The organism is Halalkalicoccus paucihalophilus (assembly GCF_001593955.1).
GTDB classification, from domain to species: Archaea; Halobacteriota; Halobacteria; order Halobacteriales; family Halalkalicoccaceae; genus Halalkalicoccus; species Halalkalicoccus paucihalophilus.
This window is the reverse complement of record NZ_LTAZ01000004.1, coordinates 75,089-101,471: the sequence shown is the minus strand read 5'-3', so window position 1 is coordinate 101,471 and position 26,383 is coordinate 75,089. Positions and strand designations below refer to the sequence as shown.

25 protein-coding genes are annotated in these 26,383 nt (G+C 66.4%); 16 read left to right on the top strand and 9 right to left on the bottom strand.

Translation table 11 applies throughout. From position 1 onward, the window contains the following. The first annotated feature begins 95 nt into the window (after positions 1-95). From HAPAU_RS05580 to HAPAU_RS05570, 3 genes are all read left to right on the top strand, one after another. Positions 96-2,090 carry an AMP-dependent synthetase/ligase gene (locus tag HAPAU_RS05580; RefSeq protein WP_066380514.1) on the top strand — a complete coding sequence of 665 codons (1,995 nt, stop codon included), beginning with the start codon at positions 96-98 and terminating at the stop codon, positions 2,088-2,090. A 109-nt stretch (positions 2,091-2,199) separates the two neighbouring features. Then, on the top strand, positions 2,200-4,119 hold the full coding sequence (locus tag HAPAU_RS05575) for a cation:proton antiporter domain-containing protein (protein WP_066380512.1): 1,920 nt from the start codon (positions 2,200-2,202) through the stop codon (positions 4,117-4,119). Positions 4,120-4,173: 54 nt separating this feature from the next. After that, positions 4,174-4,584: a DUF2391 family protein gene (locus HAPAU_RS05570; protein WP_066380510.1), complete on the top strand. Its 411-nt coding sequence runs from the start codon at positions 4,174-4,176 to the stop codon at positions 4,582-4,584. Positions 4,585-4,871: 287 nt separating this feature from the next. Here HAPAU_RS05570 and HAPAU_RS05565 read toward each other — a convergent pair whose 3' ends face one another. Both HAPAU_RS05565 and HAPAU_RS05560 read right to left on the bottom strand, forming a co-directional pair. Next, positions 4,872-5,846, bottom strand: a complete 975-nt coding sequence (locus HAPAU_RS05565) for a phytoene/squalene synthase family protein (RefSeq protein WP_066381910.1) — start codon at positions 5,844-5,846, stop codon at positions 4,872-4,874. Between the two features lie 257 nt (positions 5,847-6,103). Beyond that, positions 6,104-7,111, bottom strand: coding sequence for an agmatinase family protein (locus HAPAU_RS05560; protein ID WP_066380509.1), 1,008 nt, complete (start codon positions 7,109-7,111; stop codon positions 6,104-6,106). 169 nt (positions 7,112-7,280) lie between these two features. Here HAPAU_RS05560 and HAPAU_RS05555 point away from each other — a divergent pair, with 169 nt between their 5' ends. The 3 genes from HAPAU_RS05555 to HAPAU_RS05545 all read left to right on the top strand — a co-directional run bounded on the left by HAPAU_RS05555 (position 7,281) and on the right by HAPAU_RS05545 (position 12,169). Continuing rightward, entirely contained in the window at positions 7,281-8,714 is a 1,434-nt protein-coding gene (locus HAPAU_RS05555) for a sodium:solute symporter (RefSeq protein WP_066380507.1), read from the top strand. A gap of 43 nt (positions 8,715-8,757) precedes the next feature. After that, the gene (locus HAPAU_RS05550; RefSeq protein WP_066380505.1) at positions 8,758-10,425 is read left to right on the top strand and encodes an aldehyde ferredoxin oxidoreductase family protein; all 1,668 of its coding nucleotides are present in this window, start codon (positions 8,758-8,760) and stop codon (positions 10,423-10,425) included. Positions 10,426-10,498: 73 nt separating this feature from the next. Beyond that, positions 10,499-12,169 carry an acyl-CoA synthetase gene (locus HAPAU_RS05545; RefSeq protein WP_066380504.1) on the top strand — a complete coding sequence of 557 codons (1,671 nt, stop codon included), beginning with the start codon at positions 10,499-10,501 and terminating at the stop codon, positions 12,167-12,169. Between the two features lie 34 nt (positions 12,170-12,203). Here the strand turns inward: HAPAU_RS05545 and HAPAU_RS05540 are convergent, their stop codons facing one another. Then, a complete protein-coding gene (locus tag HAPAU_RS05540; protein ID WP_066380503.1) occupies positions 12,204-13,346 on the bottom strand; it encodes a thiolase family protein in 1,143 nt (380 codons plus the stop codon). 63 nt (positions 13,347-13,409) lie between these two features. After that, positions 13,410-14,201 (bottom strand): helix-turn-helix transcriptional regulator, encoded by a 792-nt coding sequence (locus HAPAU_RS05535; protein WP_066380501.1) that lies wholly within the window; start codon positions 14,199-14,201, stop codon positions 13,410-13,412. A gap of 147 nt (positions 14,202-14,348) precedes the next feature. Here HAPAU_RS05535 and HAPAU_RS05530 point away from each other — a divergent pair, with 147 nt between their 5' ends. Next, positions 14,349-15,692 (top strand): ATP-binding protein, encoded by a 1,344-nt coding sequence (locus tag HAPAU_RS05530; RefSeq protein WP_066380500.1) that lies wholly within the window; start codon positions 14,349-14,351, stop codon positions 15,690-15,692. After that, a complete protein-coding gene (locus HAPAU_RS05525) occupies positions 15,692-16,510 on the top strand; it encodes an MBL fold metallo-hydrolase (protein ID WP_066380498.1) in 819 nt (272 codons plus the stop codon). The genes HAPAU_RS05530 and HAPAU_RS05525 overlap by 1 nt, the downstream gene beginning before the upstream one ends. Here the strand turns inward: HAPAU_RS05525 and HAPAU_RS05520 are convergent. Further along, positions 16,498-16,776: a winged helix-turn-helix transcriptional regulator gene (locus HAPAU_RS05520; RefSeq protein WP_066380496.1), complete on the bottom strand. Its 279-nt coding sequence runs from the start codon at positions 16,774-16,776 to the stop codon at positions 16,498-16,500. The two genes, HAPAU_RS05525 and HAPAU_RS05520, sit on opposite strands and share 13 nt — an antisense overlap. 59 nt (positions 16,777-16,835) lie before the next feature. Between HAPAU_RS05520 and HAPAU_RS05515 the strand changes: the two genes are divergently transcribed. The 7 genes from HAPAU_RS05515 to HAPAU_RS05485 all read left to right on the top strand — a co-directional run bounded on the left by HAPAU_RS05515 (position 16,836) and on the right by HAPAU_RS05485 (position 22,971). After that, positions 16,836-17,441 (top strand): protoglobin domain-containing protein, encoded by a 606-nt coding sequence (locus HAPAU_RS05515; protein ID WP_245634037.1) that lies wholly within the window; start codon positions 16,836-16,838, stop codon positions 17,439-17,441. 56 nt (positions 17,442-17,497) lie between these two features. Beyond that, positions 17,498-18,652, top strand: a complete 1,155-nt coding sequence (locus HAPAU_RS05510) for an ABC transporter substrate-binding protein (RefSeq protein WP_066380492.1) — start codon at positions 17,498-17,500, stop codon at positions 18,650-18,652. Next, positions 18,649-19,383 (top strand): DUF7260 family protein, encoded by a 735-nt coding sequence (locus tag HAPAU_RS05505; protein ID WP_066380491.1) that lies wholly within the window; start codon positions 18,649-18,651, stop codon positions 19,381-19,383. The genes HAPAU_RS05510 and HAPAU_RS05505 overlap by 4 nt, the downstream gene beginning before the upstream one ends. A 1-nt stretch (position 19,384) precedes the next feature. Next, positions 19,385-20,524, top strand: a complete 1,140-nt coding sequence (locus HAPAU_RS05500; RefSeq protein WP_066380490.1) for a FecCD family ABC transporter permease — start codon at positions 19,385-19,387, stop codon at positions 20,522-20,524. Continuing rightward, a complete protein-coding gene (locus HAPAU_RS05495; RefSeq protein WP_066380489.1) occupies positions 20,524-21,414 on the top strand; it encodes an ABC transporter ATP-binding protein in 891 nt (296 codons plus the stop codon). The genes HAPAU_RS05500 and HAPAU_RS05495 overlap by 1 nt, the downstream gene beginning before the upstream one ends. A gap of 127 nt (positions 21,415-21,541) precedes the next feature. Next, positions 21,542-22,723, top strand: coding sequence for an ABC transporter substrate-binding protein (locus HAPAU_RS05490; protein ID WP_066380488.1), 1,182 nt, complete (start codon positions 21,542-21,544; stop codon positions 22,721-22,723). Between the two features lie 2 nt (positions 22,724-22,725). After that, a complete protein-coding gene (locus HAPAU_RS05485; protein WP_066380487.1) occupies positions 22,726-22,971 on the top strand; it encodes a hypothetical protein in 246 nt (81 codons plus the stop codon). Between the two features lie 16 nt (positions 22,972-22,987). Here HAPAU_RS05485 and HAPAU_RS05480 read toward each other — a convergent pair whose 3' ends face one another. Beyond that, positions 22,988-23,944 (bottom strand): DUF5787 family protein, encoded by a 957-nt coding sequence (locus HAPAU_RS05480; RefSeq protein ID WP_066380484.1) that lies wholly within the window; start codon positions 23,942-23,944, stop codon positions 22,988-22,990. A 75-nt stretch (positions 23,945-24,019) separates the two neighbouring features. On the opposite strand from HAPAU_RS05480, the gene HAPAU_RS05475 reads away from it, so the two are divergent. Further along, positions 24,020-24,661, top strand: a complete 642-nt coding sequence (locus HAPAU_RS05475; protein ID WP_066380482.1) for a DsbA family protein — start codon at positions 24,020-24,022, stop codon at positions 24,659-24,661. 18 nt (positions 24,662-24,679) lie between these two features. Here HAPAU_RS05475 and HAPAU_RS05470 read toward each other — a convergent pair whose 3' ends face one another. From HAPAU_RS05470 to HAPAU_RS05460, 3 genes are all read right to left on the bottom strand, one after another. Further along, entirely contained in the window at positions 24,680-25,216 is a 537-nt protein-coding gene (locus HAPAU_RS05470) for a hypothetical protein (protein WP_066380480.1), read from the bottom strand. Between the two features lie 75 nt (positions 25,217-25,291). Beyond that, positions 25,292-25,645 carry a DUF7471 family protein gene (locus HAPAU_RS05465; protein WP_066380479.1) on the bottom strand — a complete coding sequence of 118 codons (354 nt, stop codon included), beginning with the start codon at positions 25,643-25,645 and terminating at the stop codon, positions 25,292-25,294. 98 nt (positions 25,646-25,743) lie between these two features. Next, positions 25,744-26,262 carry a winged helix-turn-helix transcriptional regulator gene (locus HAPAU_RS05460; RefSeq protein WP_066380478.1) on the bottom strand — a complete coding sequence of 173 codons (519 nt, stop codon included), beginning with the start codon at positions 26,260-26,262 and terminating at the stop codon, positions 25,744-25,746. Positions 26,263-26,383: the final 121 nt, after the last annotated feature.

Below are 26,383 nucleotides of genomic sequence, written 5' to 3'. Positions count from 1 at the left end.
CACGGGGCCGTGGGAGGGGTGATACGAGTAAACTCCGCGGTCGATGTGTCGCGTTGGCGGCATACTTTTCGTGCTGTGTCGGCTACCCACACGCCATGCACTGGCGCGAGGCCGAACGCGAGTACACCGACGCGGTGATTGGCGAGTCGCCGCTTCCCCGCCTGTTCGAGGAGAGCGTCGCCCGGAACGAGGGACGAGTCGCTCAGCGCTACAAGGGCGGCGTTCACGACCGCTCGTTGACCGACGGCCCCCTCGAATCGGCCCCGAACGGCGAGTTCGCGACGCTGACCTACGGCGGGATGGCGTCGGTGGTCAGGAACCTCGCGGCCGGCTTTCGCGAGCTCGGCGTCGAAGGCGGCGACCGCGTGGGGATCTTCGCCGACACCCGCATGGAGTGGGCACAGGCGGACTTCGGGCTGCTCGCGGCGGGGGCGGTCGTCACGACCGTCTACGCCGGCTCGTCGCCCAACCAGGTCGAGTACCTGCTGTCGGACGCCGGCGCGACGGGCGTCGTCGTCGAAAACGAGGAGCGCCTGGAGCGGGTACTCGCGGTCGAGGACGCCCTCGACCTCTCCTTCGTGGTCGTCATGGACCGGATCGAGGGATACGGCGAGCGCGAGGACGTCCTGACGCTCGCGGAAGTCCACGACCGGGGCGAGGCGACGTTCGACCGCGAGCAGTATGGGGACTGGATCGACGCGGTTTCACCCGACGATCTGGCGACGCTGATCTACACCTCCGGGACGACGGGCCAGCCGAAGGGCGTCGAACTCACCCACGCGAACCTCCGGGCGAACGTCAACCAGTGTCGCAAACGGTTCGGCCCGCGCCCCGACAAGGAATCAGAGGGCCTGCCCGCCATCGACACCGACACCCGGACCGTCTCCTTTCTGCCGCTTGCCCACGTCTTGGAGCGAACCGCCGGCCATTTCCTGATGTTCGCGAGCGGGGCCTCGGTGGCGTACGCGGAGAGCCCCGACACGCTTCGTGAGGACTTTCAAGCCGTTCGACCCACGACGGGCACGAGCGTCCCGCGGGTCTACGAGAAGATCTACGACGCGATCCGCTCGCAGGCGAGCGAGTCCGACGTCAAACGGTGGATCTTCGAGTGGGCCGTCGGGGTCGGCAAGGATTACCACCGCAAGCCCTCGCCGGGGCCCGTTCTCAAAGGGAAGCAGGCACTCGCGGACCGCCTGGTGTTCAGCCAGGTCAAAGAGGCGCTGGGCGGGGAGATAGAGTTCCTCATCAGCGGCGGGGGGAGCCTCTCCCCCGAGCTTTGCTCGCTGTATCACGGGATGGGCATGCCCATTCTAGAGGGGTACGGCCTGACCGAGACCGCGCCGGTTATCTCGGTCAACCCTATCGAGGCCCCCGAGATCGGCACCATCGGCCCGCCGCTGCCCGACGTGGAGGTCCGGGTCGACGAGTCGGTCGTCGGCGAGCGCCAGCGCCGGGAGGCCGACGGTGAAGTCGGCGAACTCCTCGTACGCGGGCCGAACGTCACCCGTGGCTACTGGAACAACGAGGCGGCCACCGCCGAGTCGTTCGCTGAGGACATCCCCGCACGCGGCGTGAGCGGGGAGTCGGATGACGAGTCCTCCGGACGGTGGTTCCGCACGGGCGACATCGTCGAGATCCGCCCGGACGACTACGTCGTCTTCCGTGAGCGGGCCAAACAGATCATCGTCCTCTCGACGGGCAAGAACGTCGCGCCCGGGCCCATCGAGGACGCCTTCGCCGCGAGCGACCTCGTCGAGCAGTGTCTGGTGATGGGCGACGGCCGGAAGTTCATCTCCGCGCTGGTCGTCCCGAACGTCGCGGGGGTTCGCGAGTGGGCCGCGAACGAGGGTATCGACCTGCCCGACGACGAGCGCGAGTTGTGTCGGGACGACCGCGTGAAAGAGCGGATCGAGCGGGAGGTCGAGCGCGCAAACGAGGAGTTCGAGTCCCACGAGCGCATCAAGCAGTTCCGGCTGGTGCCCGAGGAGTTCACCGAGGACAACGGCATGCTCACCCCGACGATGAAGAAAAAACGCCGGACCATCTTGGAGCGTTTTGCCGACGACGTCGAGGCGATCTACGCCGAATAGGGTTCAAGGGAGCGGCTTATCCGGTCGGGTTCCGTAGACCGCACCACATGACCGTCACTGCGAACGTCGTCGAGCGCACTGGAACGGTATCGGCGAGTGTCACACTCCGATGACCGGGTCATCGGTCCCCTTCCAGCTCCTCCCGGTCGACGTCGAGCCGAACCTGCTGTTGATCGTCGCCTCGATCGTCGCACTCGGGGTGCTCTCGCAGGTGCTCGCCGACCGGTATCGGGTGCCGAGCGTACTGTTTCTCATCCTCTCGGGGATCGTCCTCGGGCCGAAAGTCCTCGGGGTCGTCACCCAAAGCGCCTTCGGGGGCTCGCTGTCGACGATCGTCGGCCTCAGCGTCGCGATCATCGTCTTCGAGGGGGCCCTTCACCTCCACGTCGACAAACTGCGCCAGTCGCCCGTGGCCGCCGTTCGCCTGATCACCATCGGCTCGCTGATCTCGTTTCTGGGGACGGCGGCGGCCGTCTACTACCTGCTCGGCGCGGATCTCGGGATCGCGCTCGTCGTCGGCGCACTGTTGATCGCGACGGGGCCGACCGTCATCACGCCCATCCTCGAGATCGTGCCGGTTCGCCGACCCGTTGGGGCCGCCCTCGAGACCGAGGGGATCGTCAACGACGTGACCGCGGCGATCCTCGCGGCGGTCATCTTCAAGGCCGTCACCGCCCAACAGATCGATCCCCGGAACTTCCTGATCGGCTTCAGCGAGCGGCTGGCGGTGGGGGTCGGGATCGGCCTGCTGGTCGCGGGCATCCTCTGGTACGTCCTCACGCACGTCGACCTCTCCTCGGGGAACGCCCCCGAGAACGCACGCCTGATCACCTTCGCGGGCGCGCTGATCGCCTACAGCGTCGCGAACACGATCGCTACCGAGGCCGGGGTCGCCGCGGTCGCGACCGCCGGGATCGTCCTCGGCAACGTCGACCTCCCCTACCGCGAGGAGATCGAGGAGTTCAAAGGCACCATCCGGCTGCTCGTCCTCTCGTTTATCTTCATCGCGCTGGCGGCGCTGATCGACATCGACACGCTGCTGTCGATGGGGATCGCCGGGGTCGCCGTCGTCGTCATCGTGGCGCTCGTGTTGCGCCCGTTCGGGGTCTTCCTCTCGACGGTCCGAACGGGCCTCTCGTTCCGGGAGAAACTCTTCGTCAGCGCGGTCGGCCCGCGGGGGATCATCCCCGCCGCGATCGCGACGCTGTTTGCCCTCGAACTCCAGCACATCGCGACACAGCAGGGTCGGCCGTCGCTGATCGCCCAGTCGAACATCCTCGCGGGGACGGTGTTCATGGTAATCGTCGTCACGGTCGTCCTGCAGGGCGGACCCGCAAGATGGATCGCCGAGCGCCTCGACATCCTCCCCATGCGCATACTCATCGTCGGTTCGGGCAAGGTCGGTCGATCGCTCGCAGAACGCCTCGACGAGCGCGGCGAGGACGTCGTCGTCATCGAGGAGGACCCGGAGATCATCGAATCCTCGCGGTCGGCCGGTTTCACCGTCAAAAAGGGCGACGGGACCGATACGGACGTGCTTCGCAGCGCCGGGATCGGTAACGCGAAGATCGTCGTCGCGGCGACCGGTGACGACGACACGAACCTGCTGGTCTCGCAACTCGCCCGAACGAGCTTCGACGTCGAGGACGTCATCGCCCGGGTGAACGACCCCAAAAACGTCGATCCCCTCGAAGAACTCGGCGTGCGGACCATCTCCGGGACCGACGCGACCGCGTGGGCGATCGACAACGCCATCGAGCGCCCCGCGCTGTCGAACTGGATGACCGAACTCGGGCGCTCGGGCGACGTCCAGGAGATCACCGTGACCTCCGAGGAGACCGCCGGCCGGACCATCGGCGAACTCGAGGACAGCATCCCCGACAGATGCCAGCTCGCGCTGATCAGCCGCAACGACGAGAACCTCGTTCCCGACGCCGACGTCACCGTCGAGCAGGGCGATCACGTCACGTTCCTCGGCCAGCGCGACGCCGTTGAGCAGGCCGTCGATCGGTTCCACCCCCACGACTGACCACTACCTGGCCCGGATCGAAAGGACCGAGGGATCCGGACGGTGAACTGCGGTATGCGCCGCCCACGTCGTCCCCGCTTTCGCCCCTCCGACATCGCCCAGCAGGTCGTCGGCGGCTTCCTGCTTGCGGGCCCGTTCGTCGTCACCGAGGAGGTGTGGTGGCTCGCGGCCACCATGGCGATCTGGCAGACGCTCGCTATCGTCGGCCTCGTCGGTCTGATCGGCTACGGCGCGCTGTACGCGGCCGACCGCGAGCGCGACCCCGAGGCCGAACGCGAGGTCGCCGGTGTCCCCCTGCGCTTTCTCTCGCTGATGGTCGTGGCCTTCGGCTCGGTAGCGCTGCTTGCGGTCCTGTTCGACGCGCCCGACACCTTCGATGCGGGCTGGGGGGTTTCGCTGCGGGCAGTCTGCATCGGCGCGGTGTTCAGCGTCGTCGGCGCGGCGACCGCCGACAGCGTCTTCTAGACGGACCTTTTTACTGTGGGTCCTCGCTCTCCGGTCGCTCGAAACGCTTGTAAAAATCTCCTCGAAAAAACCGCTCGTCGCTTCGCTCCTCACGGCCGCGGTGCCTGCTCCGACAATGCTTCGTAAATTTCCACAACGCTCTCGAAATACGCGCCAGTCATCAACCGGAGATTCTGAACGCGATGGAAGTCCTCACAGACGAACCGGGTTTCCACACCACCCAGTCAGGAGGCGTGAAACCCGCCGCGTCGAGCTCGGTCTGCGCCCTCTTTCATTCCTCCCGCGCTCTACCGAGACGAGAGCCGGGTTTCGTCCGGACGGCGTTCGAGGTTCGGCGTCGAGTCCGGTATCGCCGCTCCGGACGACTCCGAAACCGCACTGACGTCGTAGAACACTGCCTCGGGATCCGGGTCGCGACGCCAGCGCCACCAGGTCCGAGCCACCAGTTTCAGCCGCGTCGTCGTCCCGAGTTCCGGCCGCGTAGAGAGCACGTCCCAGCCGTTGACCCTGATGAGGCGGTGGTGTTCCGCGTAGAGGACGGCCGCCAGCACGATGGCGAACTGAGAGTCCTCCGGGAGATATCGGATACCCACGACCCCCTTTCTGTAGAGCCGTTCGGCCCGCTCGAGTTCGGTCCGCATCGCGGCGGCGAACCCCGGCGAGAATTGCCCGGACGCGAGGTCGGCCTCGCTCACCCCGTGGGCCCGGAGCGTCCGGCGGGGGAGGTAGACCCGACCGTACTCGTCGATGTCCTCTTTGACGTCCCGGAGGAAGTTGGTTAGTTGGAACGCTTCGCCGAGCGCCTTCGCATGGGGTCGCGCCGCCTCGCCTTGAGTGGGATCCAGCACCGCGAGCATCATGTACGCTACGGCGACAGCGGACTCGCGCAGGTACGTCTCCAGGTCCTCGTAGGTCTCGTAGCGCGTCTCCGAGACGTCCCGCTCCATCGCGTCGAGGAAGACGTCGATTTCCTCGGCGGGGATGTCGTGTTCACGGCGCAGGGCCCGGACCGCACGCAGGACGGGCTCCTCGACCGCTCGGTCGCCGAGCACCGCGGTACGGATCCGCTCGAGTTCGGCCCGCTGGGCGCTCGGATCGGTCTCCACGGTCGTATCGACGACGTCGTCGGCGATGCGGAAGAAACCATAGAGCACGTAGGTCGGCTCGCGATAGCGGGGTGGCAACAGCCGCGTCGCCACGTGGAACGTCGGTCCGGTCCGGCGCTGGATCTCCCTCCCGACCCGACGCTGTTCGTCGTCGATCGGTCCGCCATCGTCGTCTCGGAGGTAGTTCCTGAACACGGGTCGATCGAACTACGCACGGCCGACGGATCAGAATACTACCTTACTAGTAGGATACTACTGTGGCTGACGGCGATTCGTCTCCTCTGTGGCTCGCGTCGTCGGGGCGATACACGGGTAGCTCCCGCATCCAATAATCGTGTATGCGAGTGGGTGCGGGATCGTCAGCGCGACCGGAGACCGCCAACAGACGGTGGAACCGTGCCGACGGTCGCAACCTACTCGGCGGCGAACTTCTGCTCGAGAAACCGAACGAGCAGGTACGCTCCCAACCGCCCTGTCCCCTCGGTCGGGTCGTAGGTCGGCGCGACCTCCATCAGGTCGACCGCGCCGACCGCTTCACTACTCCCGAGGACGTCCATCGTCGAAAGCGCCTCCTGTGCGGAGAGCCCGCCGGGAACCGGCGTCCCGGTGCCGGGAGCCACGGACGGATCGACCGCGTCGATGTCGAAGGTGACGTAGACCGCGTCCGTTCCCTCGGCGGCCGCTTCGACCGCCCGCCCCGTGATCGCTCGAATTCCCTCCTCGCGCACCTCGTTCATCGTGTAGAGGTTCAGTCCCACCTCGTCGGCGAAGTCGAAGAAGTCTGGGCTCTCGTAGCCCCTGATCCCGACCTGACTGACATTCTCGTACTCCGCGTACTCCGAATCCGCGATGTGGTGGGTGCTCGATCCGTGAAAGTGCTCGCCGAAGACGGCGCTCTCCGCGACGGTGTCGGTGTGGGCGTCGATCTGGACCAGCCCTACGGAATCGGCGTCGATCCCCTCGGCGAAGCCCTCGAAGGAGGGGTACGTACAGTAGTGATCGCCCCCGAGCAGCACGGGAAACGCCCGTTGGGCGACCGTCGCGACGTGGGCGGTGATGCTTTCCGCAGTCGTCTCGCGGTCCATCGGAAAGACGGGAATATCGCCACAGTCGGCGACCGACAGGTTCGAGAAGTCGACCTGTTCTCCCGTCCCCATGTTCGTCAGCCCGCCCTTGTACCCCGAGAGGTACGCCCACCACGCGCTGGCCCGCCGGATCGCCTCGGGGCCGTAGCGCGTCCCGGGGCGGTTGCTCACCGCGCCGTCGTAGGGCGCGCCGAGCACGCCGACGTCGACCCCCGAGAGGTCCTCGACGTCGCGGGGTTCGCCCTTCAGGAAGGTGTTGAGCCCGGCGTAGGCGAGTTCGACGTTCGATTCGGGAACCCGCTCACGAAAGCGCGCGGCGGGCGAGTCCTCGCTCATCGCTCGACCTCCGTCCCGGTCTCGTCGGGGCCGGTCATGTCGGGAGTGGCGGCGGGCGGCCGCTTATACGTTCCGTGATCGGACGGGGGCGCAATCGAACCCCGCCCGTCGACCAACGACCGTCGCCCGGGATCGACGTATCTATACGGGTCGCTCTGACAGTCGACCTATGGTAGCGTCACCCATCGATGGCGGGATCGTCGTGCTCTATCTCATCGGGATGGTCGGCGTCGGCTACTGGGGATATCGCCGTTCGGGGTCGCTCGAGGAGTATCTCGTCGCGGGGCGATCGATTCCGCTATGGATGTACGTCCCGGTGATGTCGGCGGTGATCCTCGGGGGCGCCTCGACGATCGGGGGTGGCGGGCTCGGCTACCAGTACGGGATCTCCGGGGCGTGGCTCGTCGTCTGGCTCGGGCTGGGCGTCGCCGCGGTCGGCCTGCTCATCTCGACCCAACTGGCGAACCTCAAAGCCTACACCTTGGGCGAGGTGCTCGAACGCCGGTTCGACACGTACTCGGGAACCGTCGGCGCGGCCGTCGCGGGCGTCTACGCGCTGACGATCGCCATCACGCAGGTGATCTCGATCGGCACGGTTTTGAGCGCGCTCTCGGGGTACGGCCTCACCGAGATGACCGTCGTCGCGGGTGCTATCGTCGTCGCCTACACGGCCCTCGGTGGGATGCTCTCGGTGACGATCACCGACTTCTTCCAGTGGCTGATCATGACCGTCGGGATCTTCGCGCTCGCCCTGCCGCTGGGACTCATGGAGGTCGGCGGGATCTCCGGACTGACGAGCGAACTCGATCCCTCCTACTTCAGTCCCACCGGAATCGGCCTTGAGACGGTGTTCACCTACTTCCTGCTGTACTTCCTCGGAATCATGATCGGTCAGGACATCTGGCAGCGGGTCTTCACCGCCGACAGCCCCCGTACGGCGAGGGTCGGCAACATCGCGACAGGGGCGTACGCGGTCGTCTACGGGATCGCGACGGCACTGTTGGGCATGATCGCGCTCGTGTTGTTCCCGGCGATCGAGAACCCCGACCTCGCGCTGCCGACGATGGTCCTCGAAACCGTCCCGGTCGGCCTCTCCGGGCTGATCCTCGCCGGGTTCATCTCCGCGATGATGTCGACCGCCGATTCGGCCCTGCTGGCTTCGAGTACGCTGTTGACGAACGACGTCTACCGGCGCTTTATCGACCCTGACGCGAGCGAGAAGCGCTACACCGCCGCCTCCCGGATCGGCATTATCGTGTTGGGTGCCGTCTCGATCTGGGCTGCGGTCGTCATCGGCGACGTGGTAAACGCGCTGACGCTCGCGTACAACCTGCTGACGGGCGCGGTCTTCGTTCCCATTCTGGGCGCGTTCTTCTGGAAGGGGGCGACTTGGCAGGGAGCGCTCTCGGCGATCGTCGGCAGCTCGCTCGTGGTCGTCGCGAGCATGGCGCTGTATGGCTTCGGCTCGAACCTCCCGATCATCTACGGGCTCGCGACGAGCCTCGTCCTCTTCGTCGGCGTGAGTATCGTTACGGGTCCACCACCGCGCGAGAAGCTCGAACGATGGCTCGCCGATACGTCCTCGGCGCCGACCGTCGAGTGAGGCGGCTGTATAGCTTTATTGGCCGGGCTCGCAAAGACCGAGTATGCTTCACGCAGAGGGGGCGCTGCTCTCGATCGATCTCGGAGCGCACAGCCACGACACCGAGGACATCGACGACGTTCTTTCGACCTTTATCGGCGGGCGGGGCGTCGGGACGAAACTCGCCTTCGATCGGGTTCCGTTCGACGCCGATCCCCTCGGGGAGGAAAACAGGCTCTACTTCACGACCGGCCCGATGCAGGCTAGCCGGATGAGTTACACCGGCCGGACGAACGCGACCGCCCTCTCGCCGCTGACGGGCGGGCTCGTCTCCTCGAACGCCGGCGGGTTCGTCTCCCGGAACCTCGCGGGAACGGGCTACGGCGCGATCGAGTTAGTGGGAAGAAGTGACGAGCCGGTCGCGATCCACATTACCGATGAGGGAATCGAGTTCGACCCGGTCCCCGAACTGGAGGGGGCGCTCGTCTCGGAGGTGACGGAATACGTCGAGACCGAACGCGACCTCACCGAGGAGAACGCCGTCGCGATCGGTCCCGCCGGCGAGAATCTGGTGAAGTTCGCCTCGATCATGACTACCGAATCGCGTGCGTTCGGCCGGGGCGGGCTCGGTGCCGTCCTCGGCTCGAAGAACGTCAAGGCGATCACGTTCGACGGCGATTCCCACCCCGAGATCGAGATCCCCGACGTCCAGAACGAGGTCCATCGCGAGGCCGCGACCACCGACCATATCATGAAGCGCCAGGGAACGACATCGGTGACGGACCTGGCGAACGAGGTCAACGGCCTCCCGACCCGCTACTTCTCCGAGCAGCAGTTCGAGGGGGCGGAGGGGATCAACGGCGATCGCGTCGAGGAGAAGAAATTCAAGAAGGGGACCTGTTCCGCGTGTGCCTTCGCCTGCAAGCTCCCGACGAAGGACGAGGAGCGCGGCGTCGAGACCGAAGGGCCGGAGTTCGAGACCGTCATGGCGTTCGGCTCGAACTGCGCGATCGACGACATCGTCGACGTGATGCAGTCGAACGAGCTCTGTGACGAGCTCGGCCTCGACACCATCTCCTGTGGCAACACCATCGCAGGGTATCTCGCCAGCGAGGACGCCTTCGGGAATAGCGAGTTGATCCACGAGACGGTCGAGAAGATCGCCCACCGGAAGGGGATCGGCGATACACTCGCCGAGGGGATAAGCCGGGCTCACGAGGAACTCGGAGTGGGTAACTGGACGGTCAAGCACCTCTCGTTTGCGGGCCACGAGGGTCGAACCTTGCATGGGCAGGGACTGGCCTACGCCGTAGCGAACCGCGGTGCGGACCACATGTACTCGACGTTCTATGCATGGGAGTATCCATTAGTCGGCAAGGACGACGCCTTCCCGCAGGGCGGGTTCGAGGGCAAACCCGCGGCGATCGCCCGCCAGGAGAACACCCGCGCGCTGGAGGACTGCGGGATCGTCTGTCGGTTCTCGCGGGGGATCATGAATCCCGACCGGTATGAGAACCTGTTCTCGGCGGAGTACGAGGACCTACTGGACGTGGGCGCTCGCGTCGTCGAGATGGAGCGGGAGTTCAACAACCACCGCGGGTTCGACCGGAGCGACGACACGCTTCCGTATGCCGACCAACTGGAGGGGTTCGACGACGCCCTCAGCGAGTATTACGAGATACGGGGCTGGAACGACGACGGCACCGTTTCGACCGCCTCAGCGGACGACTGATCCGTGATCCAGCGATCAGTCGTCCGATTCCCGCGGCACGATGATTTATTGTGTGGGATTCGGATAGGGAGGTATGGCGCTCGAGTACGAGGAAGAAATCGCGGCGTTCGAGTGGGAGATCCCCGAGGAGTACAACCTGCCCGAGGTGATCCACGAGCACGCCGAGTCGTTCGGCGAGCGGACGGCGGTCGCGTTCGTCAGCGCGTCGGGCGGGCGAAACGAGCGCACCTACGGCGAGCTTCGCGCCGACATGAACCGTTTTGGAAGCGCGCTTTCGGACCTCGGGATCGGGACGGGCGACCGGGTGATGCACCTGCTTCCGCGCCACCCTGACGTCTTTTCGGTGCAGTTGGGCGCGCTCGCGGCGGGTGCAGTGCTCGTGCCCTGTTCTGCGATGCTCAAGCCGAAGGACATCGCGTTTCGCGCCGAGGACTGCGGAGCCGAAACGATCGTCTGTCACGAGTCGCTGATCGAGATGGTCGAGCCGGTCGTAGACGACACGCCGGTAGAGCGGGTGATCGTCCTCGGGGGCGCGCGCCGCCCGCCGGAGGGTCGCGAGGACAGTGTCGACAGCGAAGAACGCCCCGAGGGCTGGTACAAGTACAGCGATCTGGTGGCCGAGTCCACGGCGGAGTTCGAGGGCCCGGATCTGGGCGCCGAGGACCCGATGACGATCAACTACACCTCCGGGACCACTGGGAAACCCAAACCCGTCCTTCACAAACACCGCTGGATGCACTGTTTCAACCGGATCAACGGTCCCTACTGGTGGGGGCTGGACGAAGAGACCGACCTCGACTCCGAGCTGCTGTGGGCGACCACCGGAACGGGATGGGCCAAGTGGTTCTGGAGCCCCGTCGGCGTGGCGCTCACGTCGGGGGCGACCCAACTGCTCTACGACGGCGAGTTCGATCCTGATAGATTCCTCTCGCTGATCGAACAGGAGGGCGTCACCCGGCTGTGTGCGGTGCCGACCCAGTACCGGATGTTCACGCAGACCGATCTCTCGGAGTACGACGACGTTCAACTGACGGACGCGCTGTCGGCGGGCGAGCCATTGAATAGAGAACCCATCGAGGCCATCGAGGAGGCCTTCGGTGTCATCCCACGGGACGGCTACGGCCAGACCGAAACAGTCGCGCTCGTGACGAACTACCCCGGGATCGAGGTCAAGCCCGGCAGCATGGGCAAGCCCACGCCGGGGATGGGGACGACGATCATCGACACCCAGGAGGAGGAAGTGGAGGACGGCGAGATCGGCGAGGTCGCCGTCCCGGTGGGGTGTCCCGGGATTTTCGACGGCTACTACGAGAAACCCCGTCTCGACGAGCGGACCTTTCACGGCGAGTACTACCGGACCGGCGACCTGGCGAGTCGCGACGAGGAGGGCTACTTCTTCTTCGAGGGACGGGCAGACGACATCATCATCTCGGCGGGCTACCGAATCGGCCCCTTCGAGGTCGAGGACGCGCTCGTCTCTCACGAGGCGGTCGCCGAAGCCGCCGCAGTCGAGAGCCCTCACGAGGAGCGGGGCAACGTCGTAAAGGCCTACGTCGTCCTCGCGGAGGGCTACGAGGGGAGCGACGAACTGAAAGCGGAGATCCAAGAGTTCACGAAGGAGGAGACCGCCCCCTACAAATATCCTCGACGAGTGGAGTTCGTCTCGGAACTTCCCAAGACGTCGAGCGGGAAGATCCGCCGGATCGAACTTCGAGAGCAAGAGCAGGCGCAGTTCGGGGAGTAGCCGCTCTCCCGTCAGCGGTCGAACTCCGACCGGTCTATCGCGAGAACTCGATCGCCGCACCCTGTCCGAAGCCGACACAGAGCGTCGCCAGCCCGCGGTCGGCGTCGCGCTCGATCAGTTCGTGGATCAGCGTCACGGGCAGGCGCGCACCGCTTGCACCGAGCGGGTGACCCAGCGCGATCGCCCCGCCGTTGACGTTCAGCCGGTCCTCGGCGATCCCGAGCTCTCTCCGAGAGTACTCACACTGGCTCGCGAACGCCTCGTTGATCTCGACCAGATCGTACTCCTCGATCTCTCTACCAGTTCGTTCGAGCAGGCCCTCGGTCGCCGGGACCGGCCCGATTCCCATCACGGTGGGGTCGACGCCCGCGACGTTGTTCGAGCCGACTTCGGCGAGAACCTCTAAATCGTGGTCCTCCGCGAAGGCGCGGCTGGTCACGAGCGTCGCCGCCGCCCCGTCGGTCAGCTGTGAGGCGTTGCCGGGCGTCACGGTACCGTCTCCCTTGAATACCGTCGGGAGGCCCGCAAGCGTCTCCATGTCGGTGTCGCGGCGGATCCCCTCGTCCTCGCTGACGCTCCCATCGGGGGTTTCGATCGGGACGATCTGGTCGTCGAAGCGACCCTCGTCGGTGGCGGCGGCCGCTCGCTGGTGGCTTCGCAGCGCGAACTCGTCCTGTTCTTCGCGAGAAACGTCGTACGTTTCTGCGACCTTCTCGGCGGTCATGCCCATCTCGAGTTCGCCGATGTTGTACTGCTCTGCGAGCCGCGGGTGGAGGTGGGCGTAGGACTCGCCGTCCATCGGGACGTTCGACATCGACTCGACGCCGCCGGCGATCACGGCCTCGCGCTGGCCGGCGCGGATCGCATCGGACGCCGAAATGATCGCCTGCATCGAGGAGGCACACCAGCGGTTGATCGTGGTCGCCGGGGTTCCCTCGCCAAGTTCCGAGAGCAGCGCGATCACGCGCGCGACGTTGTTGTCCTGCTGGCCGCGCTGTTGGGCGACGCCCCACATCAGGTCGTCGATATCGTCGCTTCCGAGTCCCGTGTCGGCGAGGATCTCGTTTATCAACGGGATCGAGAGGTCCTCGCTGCGGACGTCCGCGAAGACGCCGCCTTCCTTGCCGAACGGGGTCCGAAACGCCTGTACGACGACGGGGGTGGTGTCCGATGACATTACACTCGCTTCGAGTGGCAGAACCTTAAACGGCGGCACAACGGCGCGCGCCGGGAGAGGAGTTCATTCGTTGGCAGCCGAGTTCGAGGGGACCTCCTGGCCGTTCTCCCGACAGGCTTCGAGACGGTCGCGGGCCCACGCCACGGCCGCGTCGGCCTCGGTCGTGATCGCCCCGCGGATGTTGCCGGTGTCGTCGTAGACGCCGATCCAGACCGACGACCCGTCGGCGAGGGCGATCCCCATGTTCGGACAGAGCGATTCCGAGAGCCGAAACATGGTGAAGTTCGGGGCCGAAAACGCCTCGCGTAGCTCCTCGGTGTAGCCCGAGACGAGCCGTTCGATCAGCGGTTCGTCGAGGAAGAGTTCGATCTCGGTGTCGGTCCGCGTAACCTGGTGATGGAACAACGAGACGTACTCCGGGACGGCGATCGGCGAGTAGCCAACGAGGCTGTCGGCCCCCTCGACCAGACGTTCGAGTTCGCGGGCGGATTCGCGGGGGAACCGGTGGTCGGCGTGGACGACGGTCGCCCCGGCGAGCACGTCGGTGTCGATGCGGGTATCGGGCGGGAGATGCACGAGGAGGTCGCGGGCGAGACAGAGCCGCTCGTAGGCGGTGAGCAACGACTCGAACTCCCGGTAGGCGAGCTCGCCGACGAGCGTCAGTCGATACCCCTCGTCGGTGCGCTCGACGATGGCGACCGATTCGAGTTCACGGACAGCCCGGTCGACGGTCTGTCGCGAGACGTCGAGTCCCTCGGTGAGTTCGCGTTTGTCGCGCAAACCGCCACTGAGACGCTCGATAACGGCCGCCCGCCGTGTGACGGTTTCGAGGAGGCTGTGCGCAGGGGAAGCCATATATATGGCGGTAGATGGCCGCACCCAAAAGGGTACGCACACGAGGCGACGAAAGGGTGTCGCGGACCGCCGTCGGCGCGGTCCGACGGCGCGATCGGAATCGCGTGTCGATGGCGTTAATAATATCGGGCGATAACGGTATTGGGAATGAGCAATCCGGCGCTTTCGGTGGTCGAGTTCCTACTGACGGCCCACGCCTACAGCACCGACCGGCGCTTCGACGAGAACGACCTCCCCGCGGAGTACCGCAAGGTGTTCTGGCAGGGCGGGTCGATCGAGCGACCGCTCTCGGTGACCGAGGAGAACGCTCGGGAGGCGACGGACGTCGACGAGCCCTGGGAGGCGGTCTCGGACCTCCTCTTTACCACGCGCGAGGAGTTCTCGGGCGAACTGGCGCTTTCGGATCCCGATCTCGCAACGGAGTGGTTCGGGAAGCGTGCCGACGAGGGACGACTCGCAGACAATCCCACACTCTCCGGCTTCTACGAGGACCGCGAGATCGACGTGCCCGTCGACTACGAGCGCGCACGCGAGAACGCCCGCCCGATCCAGGCCGACCGCGTCTGGATTGACAACCTCCTCGAAACGTACTTCGATCCCGACGACGAGGAGGAGGCGGAGATGCTCGATCTCGTCGACATCCGCGCGCCCGAGGAGATCGAGATGACCCTCAACGATCTCGTATTGACCGGCCAGCAGGAAGCCGAGATCGAGAAGATCGTCAAGGCCATCGAACACCGCGACTATCTGGCACAGATCGGGCTGCGCGAGATCGGCAAACTGCTGTTCGTCGGGCCGCCCGGAACCGGCAAGACGACCACCTCGCGGGCGCTCGCACACGATCTGGACCTCCCGTTCGTGGAGGTCAAACTCTCGATGATCACCTCGCAGTACCTCGGCGAGACCGCGAAGAACGTCGACAAGGTCTTCGAGGTCGCAAAACGCCTGTCTCCCTGTATCCTCTTCATCGACGAGTTCGACTTCGTCGCGAAAACCCGCCGCTCGGACGAACACGCCGCGATCAAGCGCGCCGTGAACACCCTGCTGAAATCGATCGACGAGGTAAGCCTGATCCAGGACGACGTCCTCCTCATCGGGGCGACCAACCACCCCGACCAACTCGACGCGGCGGCGTGGCGCCGGTTCGACGAGATCGTCAACTTCCCCAAGCCCGACGAGGGGATGCGCACGGACATCTTCTCCGTCATCACCCGCGAGATGGAGATCACCGGATTCGACCCCGGGGAGATCGCCGCAGAGACCGAGGGACTCACGGGGAGCGACCTGCGGATGGTGCTCCGCGAGGCAGTCCTCGAGGCCCTGACCGAGAACCGCCGCACGCTGACCCAGCGGGACCTGCTCGATGCGGTCGTAGATTTCGAGGAACGGGACACCCTGAAGGATCTGGACATGATCGAGGGCGACCACGAGGCGCTGGTCGCCGGCGGCGATCCCGGGGGTCACGATCACGACCACGATCACGACCACTGATGGAGGTAACGCTGCTGGGGACCGGCGACACCACCGGCACCCCGACGCCGGGCTGTGAGTGTGGGACCTGCCAGCGCGCCCGCGAACTCGGCGTCGAGCGCAGTCGGTACTCCGTCCACGTCACCAACGAGGAGACCGGCGAGTCGCTGCTGGTCGACGCGAGCCCCGACTTCCGGTACCAGTTTCTCACGCAAGAAGTGCCTCTCCCGGATGCGATGGTCATCAGCCACATCCACTTCGACCACCTCGACGGGCTGGGCAACGCCTACCGGCTGTTCGAGGACCTTCCGGTTCACGCCGCAAACGAGGTCGACCCGAAAACGGGTGAAAGCGTCGCCGACACCATCAGGGGGAAGTACGACTACCTCGACCGGATCACGGTCCACGATCACGCGCCCTTCGAGACCGTTCGGAGCTGTGGGTTCGACCTGACGCTCGTGCCGGTCGACCACCCGCCGCTGGTCTGTTACGGGCTCGCGATCGAGAAGGGGGACACGAAACTCTCGCTGACGGGCGACACCAGCTACGCCATCCCCGACCGCTCGAAGGAGGTGCTTTCCGATCCGGACCTCCTGTTGGCCGATGCGATCGTTCCGGCCTCGCTGTGTGAGGACCACCCGATCGGCGGGCGACACCACGACCCCGAGGGCGTACCGCGGACCTTCGGCACTAAACACATGACCCGCGAGGGAGCCCTGTCGCTCGCCGAGGAACTGGACGCCGAACGAACCCGCCTCGTCCACCTCGCGCACTTCTACCCGCCCGAGGAGGCCTTCGAGGAGCCGCTCGCGGTCGACGGCGAGCGCTACGGGATCTGATCGAGGCGCTCGATCTCGGTGAGGAGTTCCGCGAGTCGCTCGCCCCGCTCGGTGAGGCCATACCGGACTGCCGGCGGGGAGTCGTCCTTGACCTCACGGGAGACGATCCCGGCCGATTCGAGGCGTTTCAGGCGATCCGACAGGGTGCTCGTGGGGGTCCCGATGGCGCGTTCGATCCCGTTGAATCGCGCCTCGCCCTCGGCGAGATGCGAAACGATCCGGCGGGTCCACTTACAGCCGAGCACGTCCCAGAGGTCTTCCGCCATCGCTTCGATATCGTGGACCTACTCGCTTGGCTCTTACTCCTCTATTTACAGGTTCACCCGTGGTAGTCAGTGACGCGATGGCTCAGGAGATCCCCGGCTACGACTACGGCGACGAATCGCTCCCCGAGGCGCCCTACGACGAGGAGGACCTCGAGAAACTGCAGGCGGCGGTGCTGTTCGACGAAGGAGACGAGGAGGCGCTTCGAGAGGCCGGCGAGGTACTCGAACCCCAGATCGAGGAGATCCTCGACCTCTGGTACGACTTCGTCGGCGCGAACGACCACCTCGTCTACTACTTCACCGACGGCGAAGGGAATCCGGATGAGGAGTACCTCGATCGGGTTCGCGCGCGTTTCGGCCAGTGGATACGGGACACCTGCAACCCGCCGTACGACCAGGAGTGGCTGAACTACCAGTACGAGATCGGGCGCCGCCACACCCGCGAGAAGAAGAATCGAACTGATGACGCCGACGCCGTTTCCCACATCCACGCCCGGTACCTCATCGCCTTCATCTACCCGATCACCGCCACGATCAGGGAGTTCCTCGAGAACGGGGAACACAGCGAGGAGGAAGTGGAGGCCATGTTCCACGCGTGGTTCAAGAGCATCACCCTGCAGGTGACGCTGTGGACCCAACCGTACGTCCGGGCGGGCGATTGGTAGAGTTAGGCGTACCGAAAACGGAAAGCGTTATGTGTCTTTAGGCAGGCCTAAATCATATGGCCGACAGTTCGCGGCGGAGGGTGACGCGACGGGACGTACTGCTATCGGGCGGTGCGGCGACGGGACTCGCGCTGGCCGGCTGTACCGGCGGCGGTTCCGACGGTGGGGACGGAACCGGTACCGGTGGCGGGAACGCGAGCGATGACGGCGGTGGGTCTTACACCGTCTCGATGGCACCGGTCGGCGACGTCGAACTCGAATCGGTGCCCGAGCGGGTCGTGACGTACTTTCCGGGCTACGCCGATATGTGTGTCGCACTCGGCGTCGAGGATTCGCTGATCGCGATGGCCGAGACGAACCGCTATCACACGGGCTACTACGACGAACTCGACAGGGTTTCGGTCGACAAACCCCAGGACATCCTCGGCGAGAGCGGGATCGACAGGGAGATCTTCTACGAACTCGGCGCCGATCTCCACCTGATCGACCCGCAGTGGCTCACGAACAACGAGTTCTTCGGCCTCGACGAGAGCGACGTCGAGGACGTCCGAACGAACGTCGCACCCTTCCTCGGGAACGCGATCTTCCGGCGAACCGACGAGTGGCACGACTACGAGTACTACACGCTCTACGAGGCCTTCGAGACGGTCGCGCAGGTCTATCAGGCGGAGGAACGCTACGAGGCGTTCGCCGCGTTCCACGACGAGTTCGTCGCGGGCGTTCAGGACCGACTGCCCGAGGAGCGCCCGAACGCGCTGTTGGTGTTCGGCGACGGCGACGAACCCGAGGCGTTCTCGCCGTACCGCCTCGCCGACGAGGGAACCAACAAGAAGCAGTTCCACGACCTCGGGATCGAGGACGCGCTCGCGGGAACGGGCATCGAGGGACTCTCGACGAGCGATCGCGGGCAGATCGACTACGAGACGATGCTCGAGGTCGATCCCGACACCCTGTTGGTGCGGGGTCACGAGGACAAGTCGGCGGCGGCGTTCGAGGACACGGTCCTCGCGTTCATGGAGGATCACCCGGTCGCGAGCGAACTGACCGCCGTTCGAGACGGGAACGTATTCCGCGGTGGGCCGATCTATCAGGGGCCGATCCAGAACCTCTTTACGACCGAGCGCGCCGCCCACGACTTCTTCCCCGATGAGTTCGGCGAGGAAGAGCTGTTCGACCGCGCCGAAATCGCAGGGATCGTCGCCGGCCGATGAGAACCCACGTCGAGCGGGCGTGCGAACGCGTCGACCGCGAGCGCGAGGCGGTCGAGGCGAAGCGCGAGGCCTACGGCCGGTTTCGCACCCGGCTCGGATCGATCTCCCCGCGAACGGGTTCCGAGGCGCCCGGCGAGACGCTCGTCTCTCCGGCCGGCGGGACGGTCTCTCGGCCGATCCGCGAGGCGTTTGCCGGGACGGTCGGGCCGGTCTGTGAGAATCGCGCGCACGAGGAACTGCTCGTGGCGGAACTCGGCGAGGACATCGCGCACGCACTCACGACGGGCGGAGCGACGCCGGGACTCCGTCGTGCGGTCCGCGCCGAGACCGACCGGCGTCGGGCCGAACTCGCCGCGATGGACCGCGCGCTCGAGGCGGAGGCCGACTCGCTCTCCGGTGCGGACGCTATCATCGAACCGATCCGCGAGTGGCTGCTCGAGGGGAACGAGACGCCGCTTTCCGCCCACGGGTTCGAGGAGCTCCGAGAGCGCCACGCGTGCCTCGCGGCGTTCCGCGCCGACTGTGACTCGCTCGTACTCGACCGACAGTCACACTTCGGTCGGACGACCGGCGCCGACGGAAAGGCGGGGGTGCGCCACGGTGACCTCTGTGGGTATCTCTACGACGGGTTCCCAATCGACTACCCGGTACTCGTGACCGCGGTGCGCCTCGACGAACTGTGTGGGAAAGCCCAACGGGCGGTCCGCGATCACCTCGTGAGGCGGGTCTGAGATGGCGGGCGAGGACCGGGTCGGGCGGTCGACTCGACTGGAACGCTTCGCGTGGCTGGCCGACACCCGCCTGCTGACGCTCGCGCTCGCGAGCACGCTGATCGTCGTGGTCGCGGGGCTGGTGCAGGTCAGCTTCGGCGCGTACTCGATGAGCCTCGCGGAGGCGTGGCGGGCGGTGTTCGACCCGACGGTGTGGACGAACCCGGGCGTGGTCGCCGAACTACTGCTTGGCGACGGGCTGGCGGCGACCCTGGGACTTTCATCGGCGGGGATCGAACTCTCCCGCGAGACGCTGATCGTCTGGAACATCCGCCTGCCGCGGGTGCTCGTCGGCGCGTTCGTCGGGATGAACCTCGCGGTTTCGGGGGCGATCTTCCAAGCGGTGACGCGAAACGAACTCGCGAGTCCCTTCATCCTCGGGGTCTCCTCGGGCGCCGGTCTCGCGATCCTGTTGACGCTCGTCGTCTTCAGCGGGCTGTCGACGCTACTGCCGGTGATCGCCTCGGTCGGCGGCGCGCTCGCCTTCCTACTCGTGTACGCCATCGCCTGGAAGGGCGGGACGAGTCCCGTCAGACTGGTGCTCGCGGGCGTCATCGTCGGTACCGTCTGCAACTCCCTGCAGACGGGCATCTTCTTCTTCGCCGACGACATCGGCGTGGTTCAGAACGCGATCGCGTGGACGACCGGCTCGCTGACGGGCACCGACTGGCGGCAGGTCCGGATGGTCCTGCCCTGGACGGTCGTGGCGATGGGCCTCGCACTCGTGAGCTCCCGCCAGCTGAACGTCCTCCTGCTGGGCGAGCGCACGGCCAGCGCGCTCGGGATGTCCGTCGAGAAGGTCCGCTTCGCGCTCTCGGGGGTGGCGGTGCTGGCCGCCGCGGCGAGCATCGCCGTCGCCGGGATCGTCGGTTTCGTCGGCCTGATCGTCCCCCACGTGGTCCGGAACGTCGTCGGGAGCGACTACAAGCGGCTGGTGGTGGGCTGTCTGTTCGCCGGGCCGGCGCTGCTGGTCGCCGCTGACGTCGGTGCGCGCCTCGCGCTGTCGCCGGTCCAGCTTCCCGTCGGGATCGTCACCGGACTCGTCGGCGGGCCCTATTTCCTCTATCTGATGCGGAAAACCGAACAATTGGGTGAGATCTGATGGTCAAACACGTGAACACGAACCTGAACACACGACTGGGGACGGCCGTATCGAAACGCACGACACCGACCGCCGACGCGACCGGGGGCTCGGGTGCGGGCGCGACCTTCGCCGGCGAGGACCTCGTCATCGGCTACTCGAAGGACGACCCGGTAATCGACGGCGAGTCGCTCGTCGTCCCGCCCGGCGAGGTGACGGCGCTGGTCGGGCCGAACGGGTCGGGAAAGAGCACGCTTTTGAAGGGGCTCGCCGATCAGCTCGCGCTCGATGGGGGCTCGGTCGTCCTCGACGGCCGGGAGATCCACCAACTGGGAGCCAAAGAGCTGGCCCGCAAGCTCGGCCTGCTCTCCCAGGAGAACGTCTCGCCGGGGTCGATCAGCGTCGAGGAGCTGGTCTATCACGGTCGCTATCCCCATCGGGGGTTTTTCGATAGCGTCGGCGAGGAGGATGAGTGTGCGGTCCGGGACGCGATCTCGCTTGCGGGGGTCGACCACCTGCACGAGCGAGAGGTGAGTAGCCTGAGCGGCGGGCAGAAACAGCTCGTCTGGATCGCGATGGTGCTGGCCCAGGACACCGACGTCCTGTTGCTCGACGAGCCCACGACGTTCCTCGACATGCATCACCAACTCGAAGTGATGGAGATCGTCCGCACTCTCCGGGAGGACCGCGAGATCACGGTCGTACTCGTGCTCCACGACATCGAGCAGGCCGCCCGCTACGCCGACCACGTAGTCGCGCTCAAGGGCGGCGAGATTCAGGCGCGGGGCGCTCCCGAGGAGGTCGTCACCGAGGAACTGCTCGCGGCAGTCTTCGGAATCGACGCCGAGGTCGAACTCACCGACCGCGGCCCGCGGGTGACACCGATTCGCGCGTGTCACCACGACCCGTAAAGCCGCGAGGGGAGCCGCGACACCACGAACTGCCGTCGAGGAGTGTCTACCAGAGAACCCCGATCGACGAAATTTTGGCAGGCCTAAAAACCGGAGGAGTTATCGTGTTTTAGGCTAGCCTAAAAATATGTCGAGAGCCACGATGTCGCTCGAAGCACCGACGCGCAGGGAGTACGTGAAGTACGGCGGGACGGTCGTCGCCGGTGGGCTACTGGCGGGCTGTACCGGCGACTCGGGCGATGGGGCCGGAACCGACGGAAACGGGAATTCCGGGGGGTACACCGTCTCGATATCGCCGGTCGGCGAGGTGACCTTCGAGTCACCCCCGGAGACCGTCTTCACGAGGCTGACCCACCACGCGGACATGGCGCTCGCGCTCGGACGCGGCGACGGGGTCACCGCGCTGCACGCTCCCGACTACTACGACGGGCTGTGGAACCAGTTCGTAGAACGGCTGCCGGGCGTTTCGCTCGACTGGTCGGGGCTGTACTCCTCGTGGGAGCCCGACAAGGAGACGCTGTACGAACTCGACAGCGACGTCCACCTCGCGGACCCGGCGTGGGTCACACAGGTGGAGGGGTGGACCCGGGAGGACGTCGAGGAGATCGCCGAGAACGTCGCCCCGTGGTTCGGCAACTCGCTGAGCGACCGCCACCAGGAGCCGCCCGCAGAGTGGGCCGAGGGCTACGAGTACTACGGCCTGTGGGAGCAGTTCGAACTCGTCACGACGGCGTTCGACGAGATCGCGCGGTTCGAGGAGTTGGCGGCGGTGTACGAGGACCTGCTCGCGACGATCGAATCGGGACTCCTACCCGCCGAGGAGCGCCCGACGGCGGTCATGATCGCCTCCGCGGACCTGAAGTCGATCTACGCGTACACGTTGGGCAATCCGGGGTTTTTGACGGCCCACACCCGCCCGCTGGGGCCACGCGACGCCTTCGAGGGGACCGTCGAGTCGGGCGCGACCGTCGACTTCGAGACGCTGTTGGAGGCCGACCCCGAGGTGATCCTGTTTCTCGGTGGGATGGAGCCCGACACGAGCATGCCCGACACCCGCGCGGCGCTCGAATCCGATCCGGTCGCCGCCGAGATCACCGCGGTGCGCGAGGGGCGCGTCCACCCGCAGGGCGCGCGGTATCAGGGCCCGATCCTCAACCTCTTCCAACTGGAGATGACCGCGAAACAGCTCTATCCACAGGAGTTCGGCGAGTGGCCGACCTACGAGGAGGGACCGTATCCCGAACTCCCCGCCGAGGAGCGGCTGTTCGACCGCGAGCGGGTCGCGCGGGTAATCGCCGGGGAGGTGTGAGGATGGATGAAAAGGACATCGAGGACCGACCGCGTCCAGCCGGATCGAAGTCCCGACGCGGGACGAGGGCGTCGATGCGTGCCCGGGCGTGGACCGTGGCGTACCGGTACGCCGACCCGGAAGACTACGGGATCCCGGCGCTTCCCGACTGGCGGGTCGTCCGCGACGACGACGGGCTGGCGCTCGCCGAGGAGGGGGAGAGCGACCCGTTCATCCGGGCCGAACGGCCGATGCGGGTCCGGCGGTAGGGGAGTCGGGAGCGAGTCAGGTCGAAAACCGGTCGAGGCCGGCCTGTCGCCGTTTCCGCCCCGCCGGATCCGCCACCCACGGGGTCCGGCGCTCGCGTTCACCGGTCAGATCGACCGCGGGCGACTCGCCGGGTTCGTAGCCCGGACACGCCGGACCGCACTCGCCGGGATCGACGATCCGGCCGTAGTACGAACAGAAAGGCACGCTCGCGCCGGCGGCCTCGCCGAGCGCGCCGCGAGCGCAGGCGGGCGGCTCGACCCGCCAGCCCTTGCCGTATGCGCGCTCGGCGATGCGTCGGCGCTTTCTCGCCTTTTCGGCGGGCGAGACCATCGCGACGTCGGTCCGGATCGGCGTTCGATCCCGGAGTTCGACGCCCCACCCGGTGGGATCGAGGGGCGTCGGCTCCCGGACGACCTCGCGCTCGCCGTCGACGACCCGCCAAACGCCGACGGGGTCGGGAAGCCGGTTCAGGTGAGCGCGCGTGACGTAGCTCTCGGTCGCGAGGATCACCCGGTCGACCAGCCCCAACGAAACGTCGAAGCGGAGCTGGCGGTCCAGATCGCCCGGGGTCGAGAGATCCGGTTTGTTCTCGATGGCCGTGATCGGGCCGAACCAGTCGGGGTATCTCGTCGTTTGCCGGACGTACTCCCGGCCGCCGCGGCGCTCGCGCTCGAAAAATCCCACGTCGACCGCGCGCTCGACCACGCCCCGAGCGCGGTCTGGGTGGATCGAGAGGGCGTCCTTCCAGTAGCGCGCCCTGCCGGTCTCGACGGCGGCCTCGATGGCCGGGCCCGGGATCTCCTCGGGGGTGATCGCCGCCCGCGCCTCGAACTCCGGGCCGGGTTCGATGTGGACGGTATCGAGGATCCGGCCCCCCGGAGAGGCGACCGCGCCGCCGAGCTGTCTGGCGACGATCCCTCCCTCGCGTTCGAGGCGGGCACACAGCGACAGTTCGAAGCCGAACTCGCGCACGGGCAGGGTAGGGAGTCGAGCGAGAAAAGGCCGCCGGAGCGACAGGCCTAACCCGTCTGCCCCGAACTCCCGTTTATGAAGGGATTCTCCCGGCGGGCGCTGCTCGCGAGCGCCGGCGCGCTCTCGGCGGGCGGGCTCGCGGGCTGTCTCGGCGGTTCAGGTGGCGGCGGCGACGAGCACGAGTGCTCGGGCGAACAACGCAGCGTCGAGGTGCCGCCCGCGGGCGACCCCGAGAGCGACGTGACGGTCACGGCCTACGAGGACTTCGCCTGTCCCCACTGTCGCCGGTACGCCGAGGACACCGCTCCCGAGATCAAGGCCGACTACGTCGAGACCGGCGAGATCGCCTACGTGCACCGCGACCTTCCGATTCCGATGGACGAGACGTGGTCGTGGGCGGTCCCCAACGCCTCGCTCGCGGTCTTCGAGGACGCGGGTGCGGACCCGTACTACACGTTCGTCGAGGAGGTCTACCAGTTCCAGGACGAGTACTCGGCTGACAACGTCGCGGGGCTCGGCGCGGAACTAGGCGCCGACGAGGAGGCGGTACGGACGGCGATCGAGAGCGGCCCCTTCTGCGAGCAGGTCAAAGAGAGCAAGGCCGAGGCCGAGCAACGGGGCGTCTCGGGCACTCCCACCGTCTTCGTCAACGACACGCAACTGGAGGCCCCAAGCACCGACGAACTCCGAGAGGAGATCGAGTCGGCACTGGGCTGATCTACACGGTGACTGGGATCAGTTCCCGGAGCCGTCGCCGCCCGTGACCGTCACCTCATCGGTCCCCGAATAGCCGTGTTCGCCGGACTCGTCGCGCTCCCAGACGAGCCGTCCCTCCGTGCTGTCCTCGTCGAAGCCCGTCTCCTCCATCGGGAAGTGAAGCACCAGCGCGCCGTCGGTGTCGGATCCATCGTGGCCGTCGTGGGCGGGTCGGGCGCCGCCGCCGTCCTCGACGACGGCGGGCGCGCCAAAGCGATAGCGCACGGCCTCCTCGATCGGATCGAACCGGACCGTCTCGCCGTTCTCGTCGGTGAACTCCGTCGACATGACGGCGACCGGAACGACGCCGCGACTCCGCGGATTGATCCTGTTCTCCTCGCAGTCGGGTCGGATGTCGATATCGAGCCGGTCGGGGAAATGGGCCGCCGCCGATCCGCTGAGAAGCGGGACGGCTCCGACGGCCGCGAGCGCTCCTGCTCCCGTCTTGAGAACGCGTCGTCTCGTCGTGTCGGTACCGTTCGTGTCGTCGGTCGAAGCTTGTGATCTGTCTGTCATACGGTATCGAATATCGACCTCGAACTAGGCTATAGGTTCTGGTTCGATCATCGAATCCGACGGTCGGGGTCCCGTTCAGTTGGACTGGGGCGGGTGCTGGTGGCCGGTCGGGCCGCTCAGATAAATGGCTAAGAGGACGAAGGCCGCGATGAGGACGTCCAACCCGTGGCCGACCAGGTGGTGGATCGACATGGGGACGAGCGCGAGGACGGTTCCCAGCCCGACGACCGAGCGAACGACGAGCGCGCCGAGCGCGACCGTAACGAGCAGGTACTGGCGGGTGCGGCGCCGCACGAACGCCAGAACGCTGAGGGCGAACAGCGTCGCCGTCCCGAGACCCGCGGCGAGGATGATCCCGATGAGCGGCAGCGAGTAGTGCACTCCCGACCACTCCGTCGCCGCGGGGACGAACGCGGTGAGCGGTTCCATGCCCGTCTTACGGGGACTGTCCGTATCATTTTGCCGATCCAGCGACGGCGAACGAAATCGAAGACGGCACGCAGTGGGCGTTGAGGCCCTCACCCGTTTCACTCCTCGCGGGTTTCGAACAACCGGTCGGTGAGCCGGACGAACCGATCGACGAACCGATCCGGCGTCGAGGGACGGATCTCCCGGAGGAGTTCCATCGTCCGTTCGGGACGCAGTAGCGCGATCGTCACCCGATTTTTCGAGTCGTACCGTTTTTCCAGTATATCGTGGGCGACGAACTGATCGAGGTGCCATTCGAGCGTGCTCCGTGCGATGTCGAGGTCGGCGGTGATCGTCGCGGGAGTCGTCGGCCCGTCTTTGAGGAGGTACAACAGGACCTCCCGGGCAGTTTCCCGACGGAACAGCGCCAGCACGCCGCGCTCCCAGCCGTCGTACCCCGGCGGGTAGTAGTGGGTCCGACCGGAGATCCGTTCGAGCACGATCCCCTCGTCGAGCAGTTTCCGGACGTGATACTGGACCTGCCCCGGCGCGATATCCAGCGTCCGGACGATGGCGTTGAAATGTACGCCCGGGCGGGCGGCGATGTGATCGTGAATCCGTTGGCGAGTGTCGTTCATGGTTCTGTAGCCGATCGGACGGGCTCAGACGACGTATCGAGCGCCTCGTTCGAACGTAGCGCGATGGGCGTAAAGTCCCCTTCGGTCCCCCTCGACCCCGGACGAGGACCGGACGGCGAGC